We start from the raw sequence: 12982 nt of genomic DNA, 5'->3' as shown, positions 1-12982 counted from the left end.
CCGGGCGGTCACGGCGTGCGGAACACCTTGCGGGTCAGCTCGCCGGTCTCGTCGAGCTGCCGGATGATCTCGGCGGACGGGGCGACGGTGGCGCAGTAGCCGTCCAGCCAGTCCAGGGCGCGGACCTTGTCGTGGTCGCGGGCGGAGACGACGCAGTCGCTCGGGACCCACACGTTGTAGCCGCGGAAGAACGCGTCGGCGGCCGTGGTCTGCACGCAGATCTGGCCCTGCATGCCGGTCACGACGACGGCCTCGACGCCCAGGTCCTGCAGGCGCTCGTGGAGGTCGGTCTCGTAGAAGCCGCTGTCCTTGTTCTTCTCGACGAGGATGTCGGTCTCGGCGAGGAACACGGGCAGGATCTCGGCGCCCTGGGTGCCCTTCTGCGCCGGCAGGCGGCCGCCGTCGTAGCGCTCGGCGACCGGGTCGTCGGGGCGGTTGATCAGCTGCAGGTGGATGACGTGGTGGCCGCGCTCGCGCATGTCGTTGAGGAAGGCGGAGAAGCTCGGCGTGGCCTCTTCGACGGCGTCGATCCGCTCCTGGTTCTTGTTGACCAGGTCGTACTGCAGGTCGTTGGTCAGGACTGCGACCTTGCTCATTCGTCTCTCCTTGGCATGTCGCGGCTGACTGCGCCGCGGCTCGTCGTCGGACCTCGAAGATCCCGCCGGCGGGCGCCGCCGCGGCAGTCGGGAGAAACCCTGACCGGTGTTCCGGGGGATTCCCCGGACTCGTGGGCGGGGCGGGGCGTTGTCACGATCGGGGCCCCTGCCCGCAACTGAGAAAGGGGGCTCCCGCGATGTCCGAACCGATCACCGCGCGACGGCCCGGCAGCACGCGTCCCGCGATCGCGGCGGCCGTGCGCGAGCTGTCGGCCCGCGGCGGCTACCTCCAGCCCGCGGCGGAGCAGTCCGCGCTCGTCGGCGCCACGGAAGCGGACTGGGCCCGCTTCGCCCGGCACTGGGACGACCTGTGCCAGGACCGGTACATGCGCGACGGGGGCTCGTACCGCTACCGGCGCTACGGCCACTTCACGCTGGACGCGGCCGCCGGCGAACTGACCGCGCTGCCGCACGGCCCGTACCGGCAGGAGAGCGACGTCAACCCGCTCAACGGGGGCTTCGAACGGCACTTCGAGCCGCTGACCCAGGCCTTCCTCGACGATCCGCTGACCCGCGGGATCGTGCTGGCGCTGGGCGAGATCTTCTCGGCCGTGGAGGGTGTCTCCCGCTGGGACGTCAAGCTCCACCCGTTCCGCATCGTCACCGACAACGCGCAGACTGGCCGGCCCGCGCCGCAGGGCCGGCACCGCGACGGGTCGACCTTCGTCACCTCCCTGCTGGTGAACCGCACGAACGTGGTGGGTGGCGAGAGTTCGCTGTACACGCAGGACGGCGAGCCGCTGCTCGCGACGACCCTGCTGGAGCCGGGCGACCAGCTCATCGTCGACGACCGGGCCGTGCTGCACGACGTCACCGCGGTGACCCCGGTCGACCCGTCGGCCCCGGCCCACCGCGACGTGCTGATCGTCGACTTCGACCTCCCGTGAGGGCACGCCCGGCGCGCCGGCGCCTGGTCCGGGCCCTGCACCAGGTGGTGACCGCGGGATCCCGACCCGTCTCCCGTCTCCCGTCCTCCAGGAAGGCCGTCCCGTGACGTTCCGTCTGCTGCCGAACTCACCCGCACCCCAGGTGCGTGCGGAGGCCGAGCCCGCGCCGCCCCCGGCGCGGTGGCCGGGCCGTGCCCTGCCCGAGCTGCTGCTGCTCCTCCTGGTGAGCGTGGTCGCGCTGGTCCCGGCGGTGTCGAACGCCGTACCGGGCGGAGCGCGGTCCGCCGATGCCCCGGCCGGCGTCTTCTCCGCCGGCCGCGCCCAGACGTTCGTCGACGCCTTCGCCAAGGAGCCGCGCCCCCTCGGCTCGGCCGCGCACGACCGGGTGCGCGACCGGCTGGTGGCCGAGCTGGACAAGCTCGGACTGCGCCCGCGGGTGCTGCGCGGACTGGGCACCGACACCACCTCGGGCGCCGCGCTGGCGGCACCGACGCAGGACGTCCGGGCCACGCTGAAGGGCACGCACCCCACCGGCCGGGTGCTGCTCGTCGCGCACTACGACTCGGTCGAGATCGGGCCCGGCGCCACCGACGACGGGCACGGCGTCGCGTCCCTGCTGGAGGTCGCCCGCGCCCTGCGCGCGGGCCCCGCCCCCCGCAACGACGTGACCTTCCTGTTCACCGACGGCGAGGAACTCGGCAAGGTCGGGGCCCAGCAGTACACCGCCTCGGGCGCCGCCGGCGACCCGGGGAAGACCGTTGTGCTCAACCTGGAGTCGCGCGGCACCTCCGGGCGCACACTGATGTTCGAGACGGGCGACCACAACGGCGCCCTGGTGCCGGCGCTCGACGGGCACGTCCCCGTCACCACCTCGCTGGCCCACGAGGTCTACCGCAGGCTGCCCAACTACACCGACTTCACCGTCTTCCGTGACGCCGGGTTCACCGGCATGAACTTCGCCAATGTCGGCACCTCGGCGAACTACGACACCCCGCAGGACAACCTCGCCAACTCCAGCCGGGCCTCGCTGCAGGACCTCGGCGACACCGTGCTGGGCGCCACCCGGCGGCTGGCCGCCACCGACCTGACGACCGTCCGGAAGGGCTCGCAGTCCACCTACTTCTCCTGGGCGGGGCTGCTGGTGCGCTATCCCGGCGCCCTGGTGACACCGCTCGCGGTGCTCGCCGCCGCCCTGTTCGCGCTCGGCCTGTGGTGCGCGGTGCGCCGGGGCGCGATGCGCGGCCGGTCGGCCGCCGTCGCCGCCGCGGCCGTCCCGGTGCCGCTGATCGGCGCGGCCCTGACCGGCTGGGCCGGCTGGCAGCTCATGCTGCTCGCCCGCCCCGCCTACACGGGCTTCGTCTTCGGGGACCCGTCCCGCCCCGGCCCCGCCGCCCTCGGCCTCGGGATCGTCGCGCTGGCGCTCGTGTGGGCCTGCGCCGCGGTACTGCGCCGCCGGTACGGGGCCGTCGCGACCGGGGCCGCCGTCACCGGCTGGTTCGTGCTGCTCGCCGTGGTGACCGCGCCGCTGGTGCCGGGCGCCTCCTACCTGTTCGTGTGGCCCGCCCTGTTCGGCGCGGCGGGTCTGGTCCTGGCGGCCCGGCTCCCGGGGACCTCACGCTGGCGGCCCGCCGCCGCGTCCCTGGCGTCGCTGCCCGCCGCCGCCCTGCTGCTGCCCATCGCGACGCTGCTCTTCCCGACCCTGGGGCTCGGCATGGCCTTCGTGCCGCTGCTGCTGGGCGCGCTGTTCGCGCTCACCCTGCCGATGCCGTTCGCCGGCTCCCCGCTGCGCGGCAGGCCGCTCGCCCTGCGGGCGCTGGCCGCTGCGGCCACCGGCCTGGCCGTGGTGGCCGCCGGTGTCGTCCGCGACGGTGTCGACCCGGCGCACCCGGCCCAGGTCAGCCTCGTGTACACGCTGGACGCCGACAGCGGCCGGACCCGCTGGGTGAGCAACGGGACCGGCGGTCACCCCTGGCTCGGCTCGTTCGTCGACGGTGGCGAGGAGCAGGTCGAGGACCGGTTCCCGCCGCTGCGGGAGCCCGCCCGCTGGCGCAGCGGCCCGGCGCCCGCGCGGACGCTCGCCACGCCGACCCTCAGGGTGCTGTCGGACCGCACCACGGCCGGCGGCCGGGAGGTGCGGGTCCGCCTGGGCTCCGCCCACGGCACCCCGGACCAGCTGATGATCTACGCGGACACCACCAGCGGTGGCGTGCGCGGCCTGACCGTGGCGGGCGAACGGCTGCCCGGCGGGCACAACCGCGCCTCCGGGGACGGCCGGTGGACCTGGGGCTTCCTCTACGTCGACCCGCCGGCCGGCGGGGTCGAGCTGACCCTGCGGCTCACCGGCGACAAGCCGCTGCGGCTGCGCGCGGTGGCCGAGGACACCGGGTTCCCGGCGGGCACCCTGCGGCCGGCCCGGCCGCGCACGGTGACCTGGTCCTCCCTGGACTCCGGCTTCACGCTGGTCTCCAAGGGCTTCACGATCTGACCTCCGGACCCACCCCCCGGACCGACCTTCGGACCCACCCCCGGACCCACCTTCGGACCGACCTTCGGACAACGGCCGAGCCCCGAGCAGGAGAACTCCCATGGCACAACGAGACGGCATGCTGACCCCGGACCAGCTGCGCGCCCGGGTCGCCGCCGGCGAACTCGACACCGTCGTCCTCGCCTTCACCGACATGCAGGGCCGGCTCCAGGGCAAGCGCCTGTCCGCCGAGTTCTTTCTCGAGGAGGCGGTCCGGCACGGCGCGGAGGGCTGCGCCTATCTGCTCGCGGTGGACGTCGAGATGAACACCGTCGACGGCTACGCGATGGCCTCCTGGGACCGCGGTTACGGCGACTTCCGGCTCCTGCCGGACCTGGCCACCCTGCGCGTGCTGCCCTGGCAGCCCGGCACCGCGCTGGTCCTGGCCGACCTGGCCTGGCACAACGGCAGCCCGGTCGAGGTCTCGCCGCGGCAGATCCTGCGCCGGCAGCTCGACCGGCTGGCCGAGCGCGGCTGGCGGGCCATGGTCGGCACCGAGCTGGAGTTCGTCGCCTACCGGGACACCTACGAGGAGGCATGGCAGCGGGGGTACCGCGACCTGACGCCCGCCAACCAGTACAACGTGGACTACTCGGTGCTGGGCACGTCCCGGGTGGAGCCGCTGCTGCGGCACATCCGGACCGCCATGACCGGCGCCGGCATGTACGTCGAGTCGGCCAAGGGCGAGTGCAACCCCGGCCAGCACGAGATCGCCTTCCGCTACGCGGACGCCCTGACCACCTGCGACAACCACAGCATCTACAAGACCGGCGCCAAGGAGATCGCCGCCCAGCGGGGGTCGAGCCTGACCTTCATGGCCAAGCCGGACCGGCGCGAGGGCAACTCGTGCCACGTCCACCTCTCGCTGCGCGGCGTCGACGGGACGCCGGTGCTGGCCGGGGACGGCATGTACGGGCTGTCCCTCATCGGCGAGCACTTCCTCGCCGGGCAGCTCGCCGCGCTCCGCGAGTTCGCGCTGCTGCACGCGCCGACGGTCAACTCGTACAAGCGCTACGTGCCCGGCAGTTTCGCGCCCACCGCCGTGCGATGGGGCGTGGACAACCGGACGTGCGCGCTGCGGCTCGTCGGCCGGGGCGACTCGCTGCGGGTGGAGAACCGGGTGCCGGGCGGTGACGTGAACCCGTACCTGTCCGTCGCCGCGCTGATCGCGGCGGGGCTCGACGGCATCGACCGGCGGCTGCTGCTGCCCGAGCCGTGCGAGGGCAACGCCTACGCGTCGGACTCCGAGCGGGTGCCGGGCACCCTGCGGGAGGCGCTGTCCCTGTGGGAGAACAGCGCGCTGGCCCCGGAGGCGTTCGGGAAGGAGGCGTACGCCCACTACGCCCACCAGGCGGCGGTCGAGATCGAGGCGTTCGACGCGGCCGTCACCGACTGGGAGCTGCGCCGCTGCTTCGAACGGCTGTGAGACGCGCGGCGGACCCGCGCCCGCCCGACGGGCACACGACGGCGGCCGCACCCGGGGTTCCGGGTGCGGCCGCCGTCGTGTGCGCCGGGTCCGCCCTGTCGGGGAGGTCCCGCACCGGGTCAGGCCGCCGAGCCGTCCAGGGCCACCCACACCGCGGAGGCGGCGGCGAGCAGGGTGCCGTCCGCCGGGTCGTACAGGGCCGTGGTGTTGGTCGCCGTACGGCCCTCCGCGCGGTCGAGGCGGCCCACCACCACGTAGGTGCGGCCCGCGGTGGGCAGGCGGTCGATCCGGGCCGTCATCCGGCCCAGCACGCGGGGCCGGCGGACCGGGTCGGCCGTCCAGCCGCCCGGGCAGTCCAGGGCGCTCCACACGAACGCGGCGCCGACCTCGCCCCGCTCGTCGGCCCAGCGGGCGTCCGGGGTCCAGCGGCAGGCGACGGTGCCGGGCAGGCCGGCGACGGGGCCCGGCCGCAGGCCGAGGCCGTCCTCGGGGCGTTCGGTGCCGCACACGAAGCAGCCCGGGAACGGGTGCCCCTCCCCCACGAAGGCGTCCTCGGCAGCCTTGGCGTCCGGCTCCGGGACGAAGCCGGGGGCGTCCAGGTCGCCGTCCGCGGCTGCGGCGACGGACGCGACGAGTTCGTCGCCGTGCCAGGCGTGGCCCCGGCGGCCGGCCGGCCGGTAGTCCAGCGGGGTGTCGACCGGTACCGGCAGGTGCAGGGTGACGGCGGCCGGGCCGGCGAGGTGCCCCACGGCCGCGGCGTGCGCGGCGAGCCGGCCGCAGGCGTAGCCGCCGTTGGCGCTGTCGGGAGGCCCGTTGAAGCGGCGGGCCAGGGTGAGCGTGGGCGCTGCGGACAAGGTGTCTCCCAGGGGTCCGTCGGGTCGTCCCGGCGACCCTAGACCGGGCCGGACCACCCGCGGGCGGCCCGACGGCCTCCCGGGCCGTCAGGAAAGTCCCGGACTACCTGCATCTCTTCGCCCTCGCGAAGCTGTGATCGCCACGACCTCAGCGCCTACGTGCCCATTCGCCTACGCGCCAGACGCAACGCCTACGTGTGGAGACGGCCATGCAGACACCCCAGCCGACCATCTTTCCCATGGCCTCCGCCCAGGAACGCCTGTGGATCGTCGAACAGCTCACACCGGGCACCGCCGCCTACCACATCCCGCTCGCCGTGCGCCTGCGCGGCCCGCTGGACCGGCCGGCGCTGGAGCGGGCCGTGCAGCGGGTCGTCGACCGGCACGAGGCGCTGCGCACCCGGTTCGTCCAGATCGACGGCCGGGCGGTGCAGCTCGTCGAGGAGTCCGTCACCGTCGCGCTGCCGGTCACGGACGTGTCCGAGGACGGCCTCCAGGCGGCGCTGACCGCCGAGGCGGCCCGGCCGTTCGACCTCGCCGAGGGTCCGCTGCTGCGGGCGTCGCTGCTGCGCCCTGCCGAGGACGACCACGTGCTGGCCGTCACCGTGCACCACCTGGTGTCCGACATGTGGTCCAGCGGGATCCTGCTGCGCGAGCTGGGCGCCCACTACGCCGCCGAGCTGGGCGGCACCGGCACGACGCTGCCCGAACCGGACGTGCACTACCCGGACTTCGCACTGTGGGAGAACGAGCGGCTGACCGAGGAGCGGGTCGAGGAGCTGCTCGCCCACTGGCGTGAGCGGCTGGCCGGCGCCCCGCACGTCCTCGCCCTGCCGCTGGACCGGCCGCGCCCGTCCGCGCAGTCCCTGAGCGGCCGCCAGCTCCCGGTCGCCCTGACCAGCGAACTCTCCGGCTCGGTACGGGAGTTGGCGCGGTCCAGCGGGACGACGCCGTTCATGACGCTGCTCGCCGCGTTCCAGCTCGTGCTCGGGCGCAGCAGCGGCCAGCAGGACGTCGTGGTGAGCACCGGTGTCGCCACCCGCACGCCGGAGACCGAGCGGACCATCGGGTGCTTCATCAACACCGTGCCGCTGCGCACCTCGCTGGCCGGCGACCCCACCTTCCAGGAGCTGCTCGGCCGGGTGCGCGGGACCACCCTGGCGGCGCTGGAGCACCAGGACCTCCCGTTCCAGCGGCTGGTGGAGGACCTGAAGATCCCCCGCGATCTGAGCGTCACCCCGCTGGCCCAGGTGCTGTTCCTGCTGCAGAACGCCCCCGAGCCGACGCTGGAGCTGCCGGGCCTGACGGCCGGTGCCGCGGGCGTCGAACGGCACGGCACGCAGTGCGACCTGAACGTCCAGCTGCGCGAGGTCGACGGCGTCTTCACCGGCTTCGTCGAGTACGCGACGGACCTGTTCGACGCCTCGACGATCCGCCGTCTGTGGGACCACTTCGAGGTGCTGCTCGCGGCCGCGGCCGCCGACCCGGGCCGCCGGCTGAGCGACCTGCCCTGGCTCACCGCCGACGAGATCGCGCGGGCGGTGTCGGAGTGGAACGCCACCACCGCCCCCGACCCCCGGGCCTGCCTGCACGAGCTGTTCGAGCGGCAGGCCGCGGACCGGCCCGGCGCCCCGGCCCTGGTCGGGTCCGGCGGTTCCCTCTCCTACGGCGAGCTCGACGCGCGCGCGGACCGGCTGGCCGCGGCGCTGCGCGCCCGCGGGGTCGGCCCGAACGTCCCGGTCGCCGTCTGCCTGGGCCGCTCGGCCGCGATGGCCACCGCGGTCCTCGGCACCCTCAAGGCGGGCGGCGCCTACGTGCCGCTGGACGCCTCCTACCCCGCCGAACGGCTCGCGTTCATGCTCGCCGACGCCCGGCCCGCCGTGCTCCTCACCGACGCGGACCACGTCGGACGGCTGCCCGTCGACGCCACCACCGGGCGTCTCCTGGACGGCTCCGGCACGGACACCGGTGCGGGCACCGGCACCGGCCCGAGTGTGCTGCTGCTGGACGGCGACGGCCACCCGGCCGGTGGGACCCCGGAAGCCGGGCGGGAGCCCGGGCCGGTGACCGGCGGCGCACGGCCCGGCGACCTCGCCTACGTCATCTACACCTCCGGCTCGACCGGACGCCCCAAGGGCGTCGCCGTCACGCACGGCGGAGCGGCCAACAACATCGCCGACCTCAACCGCGGCCAGGGCATCGGCGCCGGCGACTCGGTACTGTCCCTGTCCTCGCTGAGCTTCGACATGTCGGTGTACGAGCTGCTGGGCATGCTCGCGGCCGGCGGCACCACCGTCCTGCCCGACGCCGACCGGGCCAAGGACCCGCGGCACTGGGCCGAGCTGATCGAGCGTCACGCGGTCACCGTCTGGAACTCGGCGCCGGCCCTGCTGGAGGCGCTGGTGGACGGCTACGGCGCCGGCCGGCCGGCCCGGCCCACCCTGCGCACCGCGTTCCTCGGCGGCGACTGGGTGCCGGTGAGCCTGCCGGACCGGGCCAGGGCGCTCTTCCCGGAGCTCGACGTCGTCGTGATGGGCGGCGCCACCGAGGCCTCGATCCACTCGATCGTCTTCCCCGTCACCGCCACGGACCCCACTTGGGTCCACATCCCCTACGGGCGTCCCATGGCCAACCAGCAGGCGCTGATCGTCGACGAGGAGCTGCGGCCGGTGCCCGTCGGCGTGGCCGGCGAGCTGTGCCTGGCCGGTACCGGGCTGGCCCGCGGCTACCTGGGCCGCAGCGCGCTGACCGCCGAGCGCTTCGTGCCGCACCCCTACGCCGGCGCGTTCGCGAACGTGCCCGCGGGCAGCCGCATGTACCGCACCGGCGACCTCGCCCGGTACGCCGAGGACGGCACCATCCACCTCATCGGCCGGCTCGACCACCAGGTGAAGGTGCGCGGCTTCCGGATCGAGCTGGGCGAGGTCGAGGCGGCCCTCGTACGCCACCCGGACCTCGCCGAGGCCGTCACCGTGGTCCGCACCGACGCCGACGGCCACGGGGTCGGGCTCACCGCCTACGTGGTGCCCGCCGGAACGGGCAGCCCCGACCCACGCGGGCTGCGCGCCCACCTGGTCACCCTGCTGCCCGACCACATGGTCCCGGACACCTTCGTCGAGCTGGCGGCGCTGCCGCTGTCGGCCAACGGCAAGGTGGACCGCCGGGCGCTGCCGGCGCCCGAGACCGAGGAGCGGCTCGCCCCGGCCACCCCGTACGCGGCTCCGCGCACCCCACTGGAGCGTGCCCTCGCGGACATCTGGGCGGACGTGCTGCGCCTCGACCGGGTCGGCCGGGACGACGACTTCTTCGACCTGGGCGGCAACTCGCTGGGCGTGACCCAGGTCGCCTACGCGCTCAGCGACCACCTGCGCCTCGACGTGCCCCTGCGGGACGTGTTCGAGACGCCCACCCTGGCCGGCCAGGCGGTCCTCGCCGAGGCCGCGGGCACGGCCGCCGGCATCGACGCGCAGGCCGTCGCGGAGATCTATCTGCAGGTCCGGGCGCTGGACAGCGCGCAGACACAGGACCTGCTCGAAACCCTTGAGGAGACCCACTGATGGGGACCGGGATCCTGGCCCGTACCGCGGCGCACGGCGTCGGCCTGCTCGCCGAGCGGGACGCGGAGCTGCACGGGCTGCTGGAGCGTGAGCAGATCCGCCAGCACGAGACGCTGGCCATGGTCGCCGCGGCCAGCACCGCCGACCCGTCCGTGCTGGCCTGCGAGGCCACCGCGACCGGCAACGTGACCACCGAGGGGTACCCGGGCGCCCGCTACCACGCGGGCTGCGAGCTGGTGGACGAGGTGGAGCGGCTGGCGGTGCGCCGGGCGAAGGAGGCCTTCGGCGCCCGGCACGCCAACGTCCAGCCGCACTCGGGCTCCACCGCCAACCAGGTGGTGCTGTGCTCACTGCTGCGGCCCGGCGACACCGTGCTCGGCATGGACCTCAAGGCCGGCGGCCACCTGACGCACGGGGCGGCCGCGTCGATGTCCGGCCGCTTCTTCACCCCCGTCCGCTACGGCCTCGACGCCGACGGCCTGATCGACTACGCGGCGGTCGCCGAACTCGCCCGCGCGCACCGGCCGCGGCTGATCTTCTGCGGGGCCAGTTCCTACCCCCGCACCATCGACTTCCGGCGCTTCCGCGAGATCGCCGACGAGGCGGGCGCCTACCTGGTCGCGGACATCTCGCACATCGCCGGACTGGTCGCCGCCGGGGTGCACCCGAGCCCCGTCGACGTGGCCCACGTGACCACGACGAGCACCTACAAGCAGCTCTACGGGCCGCGCGGCGGGCTGATCCTGCTCGGCCGCGACGCCGAACTGCGGCTGCCCTCGGGCCGGACGCTCAGGGCGACGCTGGAGGACGCGGTCTTCCCCTACCTCCAGGGCACCCCGCGGCTGAACACCGTCGCCGCCAAGGCCCGGGCCCTGGCCGAGGTCGCCACACCCGCGTTCCGGAAGCGGGCCGAGCGGATCGTCACCACCGCCCGGGCGCTCGCGGCCGAACTGGACCGGCTCGGCCACCATGTGCTGGCCGGGGGCACCGACACCCACATGGTGCTGCTCGACGTCGGCCGCCGCGGCCTGACCGGCGTGATCGCCGAGCAGGCGCTGGAGAGCTGCGGCGTCATCGTCAACAAGAACAGCATCCCGGGCGACCCGCACGGCCCCCGGGTCACCAGCGGGGTCAGGCTGGGCACCAACGTGCTGGCCCTGCGCGGCATGGGCGTGGCCGAGATGGCGGAGTGCGCCGCACTCGTCGACGCCGTGCTGCGCGCCGTACGCCCGGACGGCGACCGGAACCACGACCTGGACCCCGTCGTCCGGGCCGAGGTGGCCGCCCGGGCCGCCGACCTGTGCCGGCGCTTCCCGCTGCCCGACCATCCCCTTCCCCGACCGGCTCTGGTCGAGGCCGACCGGACCGCCGCGGCTGTCTGACACAGGCCGGGCCCCGCCGCACGCCGGCCGGGCCCGGTCAAGCGAGGAGTCGCGCATGTCATCGAACTGGCAGGTCGTGGAACCGCCGACGCCGGCGGTTCCCCGGCTCCACCTGCGCACGGGTGTGGTGCACCTGTGGTACCTGGAACTCGACGAGCTGCAACTGCCCGACGGCGGAGACTGTCTGGACGGTGACGAACGGCAGAAGGCCCGGCGGCTGCAGCGGGCCGTGGACCGTCGCCGCTACCGGGCCGCCCACTGCGCGCTGCGGCACATCCTGGCCGGCTACACCGGGGAGAGCCCGGCCGGGCTGCGCTTCCACCGGTTCTGCCCGAGGTGCGGCCCCGCCGTGCACGGGAAGCCGGTGTGGGCCGTGGACACCGGCCGGCTCGCGCTGGACGTGAGCCTGAGCCACAGCGAGCAGGTGGCGATGGTGGCCGTCTGCCGGCCGCCGCTGGCGGTGGGCGTCGACGTGGAGCAGGTCCGCACCGGGGTGAACTGGTCGGCCGTGCTGTCCGGCGGCGCGGGCGGCCCCCAGCTGTCCGACCTGGACGGCACCCAGGCGTGGACCCGGCTGGAGGCCGTCGGCAAGGCCGCGGGTACCGGTGTGGTGGATCTCCCCGACGTCGGCGAACCCGGCCAGGACGGCTGGGCGGACGCCCGCGTGCCCGGCGTGCCCGGCGTGTGGTTCGTCCGTGCCGTGGAGGCGCCGGAGGGCTTCGCCGCCGCGCTCGCCGTCAACGACGTGCCCGCGGGCGGCACCCGGACCCTGCGCTGGAGCTGTCTGCCCGAGTGCCCGGGCCCCCTGTCGGGGACTCTCCCGACTGCCTGGCCGGCGCCCGATCACGAAGCTGGACACAGGAAGCCGGACCGGCCCGGAGAGGAACTCGTATGACGTGGCTGCGCGACTGGTCGTCGGACGACGACGTCGCCCTCAGGGTGCTGTGCCTGCCGCCCGCGGGCGCGGCGGCGCACGTCTACCGGCGCTGGACCCGGCTGCTGCCGCCGGACATCGGCGTCGTGGCGGTCGAACTGCCGGGTCACGGAACCCGGTTGAGCGAGCCGCCGGCGCGGTGCGTGGACGAGATCGTGGCGCCGCTCGCCGAGGAGGTCGAGGCCCTGGCCGACCGTCCGCTGGTGGTGTTCGGCCACAGCATGGGCGGCACGATCGGCGCCGAGCTGATCCGGTTCCTGCGCCGGGAGTACGGCGTCACCCCGGACCTGATGGTGGCCGCCGCCTGCGAGGCGCCCCGCCGGGAGCCCCGCAAGGACTACACGCGCTGGTTGTCCGAGGACGGGGCGCTCGCCTTCCTGCACCACATGGGCGGCACCCCGCCGGAACTGCTGGCCAGCAAGCCCTACCTGGACATGATCCTGCCGGTGCTGCTCGCCGACCTCACCGTGCTGGCCGGCCCCCGGGACCCGGACGACCGGCCGCTCGGCTGCCCCGTGCGCCTCTATCTGGGCGCCGAGGACCGGGGGGTGGATCCGGAGCGGGCCGCCCTGTGGCGCGAGGAGAGCGACGGCGACTTCACCGTGCACACCTTCGCCGCGGGCCACTTCTTCGTCCAGGAGCGGGCCGCCGAGACCGTGCACCGGCTCCTCGCCGACGTGGCACACCTGCGGCAGCCCGACCGGCGGCCGGCATGACAGCACCGACCACCCGTCCCAGTACCCCCACCGACCCCCAGCCACC

9 protein-coding genes are annotated in these 12982 nt (G+C 74.8%); 7 read left to right on the top strand and 2 right to left on the bottom strand.

What is annotated here, in order from left to right:
- Positions 1–8 precede the first annotated feature (8 nt).
- Entirely contained in the window at positions 9–596 is a 588-nt protein-coding gene (locus PV343_RS26950) for a cysteine hydrolase family protein (protein ID WP_319149567.1), read from the bottom strand.
- Between the two features lie 197 nt (positions 597–793).
- On the opposite strand from PV343_RS26950, the gene PV343_RS26945 reads away from it, so the two are divergent.
- The 3 genes from PV343_RS26945 (at position 794) to PV343_RS26935 (ending at position 5493) form a co-directional block, all read left to right on the top strand.
- On the top strand, positions 794–1543 hold the full coding sequence (locus tag PV343_RS26945) for a 2OG-Fe dioxygenase family protein (RefSeq protein WP_319149566.1): 750 nt from the start codon (positions 794–796) through the stop codon (positions 1541–1543).
- A gap of 103 nt (positions 1544–1646) precedes the next feature.
- Positions 1647–4028, top strand: a complete 2382-nt coding sequence (locus PV343_RS26940; protein ID WP_319149565.1) for a M20/M25/M40 family metallo-hydrolase — start codon at positions 1647–1649, stop codon at positions 4026–4028.
- A gap of 100 nt (positions 4029–4128) precedes the next feature.
- Complete coding sequence (locus PV343_RS26935) at positions 4129–5493, top strand: glutamine synthetase family protein (RefSeq protein WP_319149564.1); 1365 nt, start codon at positions 4129–4131, stop codon at positions 5491–5493.
- Between the two features lie 119 nt (positions 5494–5612).
- Here the strand turns inward: PV343_RS26935 and PV343_RS26930 are convergent, their stop codons facing one another.
- Positions 5613–6347 (bottom strand): hypothetical protein, encoded by a 735-nt coding sequence (locus tag PV343_RS26930; RefSeq protein ID WP_319149563.1) that lies wholly within the window; start codon positions 6345–6347, stop codon positions 5613–5615.
- A 209-nt stretch (positions 6348–6556) separates the two neighbouring features.
- Here PV343_RS26930 and PV343_RS26925 point away from each other — a divergent pair, with 209 nt between their 5' ends.
- From PV343_RS26925 to PV343_RS26910, 4 genes are read left to right on the top strand one after another with little or no spacing between them, the layout of a single operon-like run.
- Entirely contained in the window at positions 6557–9904 is a 3348-nt protein-coding gene (locus PV343_RS26925; RefSeq protein WP_319149562.1) for an amino acid adenylation domain-containing protein, read from the top strand.
- A complete protein-coding gene (glyA, locus tag PV343_RS26920; protein WP_319149561.1) occupies positions 9904–11286 on the top strand; it encodes a serine hydroxymethyltransferase in 1383 nt (460 codons plus the stop codon). Before PV343_RS26925 ends, glyA begins: the two co-directional genes overlap by 1 nt.
- A gap of 55 nt (positions 11287–11341) precedes the next feature.
- Positions 11342–12181 carry a 4'-phosphopantetheinyl transferase family protein gene (locus PV343_RS26915; RefSeq protein WP_319149560.1) on the top strand — a complete coding sequence of 280 codons (840 nt, stop codon included), beginning with the start codon at positions 11342–11344 and terminating at the stop codon, positions 12179–12181.
- Positions 12178–12936 carry a thioesterase II family protein gene (locus PV343_RS26910; RefSeq protein ID WP_319149559.1) on the top strand — a complete coding sequence of 253 codons (759 nt, stop codon included), beginning with the start codon at positions 12178–12180 and terminating at the stop codon, positions 12934–12936. Before PV343_RS26915 ends, PV343_RS26910 begins: the two co-directional genes overlap by 4 nt.
- The last annotated feature ends 46 nt before the right edge of the window (positions 12937–12982 follow it).

Origin of the sequence: Streptomyces sp. WI03-4A (assembly GCF_033792105.1) — a bacterium.
Lineage (GTDB): Bacteria > Actinomycetota > Actinomycetes > Streptomycetales > Streptomycetaceae > Streptomyces > Streptomyces collinus_A.
This window is presented reverse-complemented; position numbering and strand designations above follow the sequence as displayed.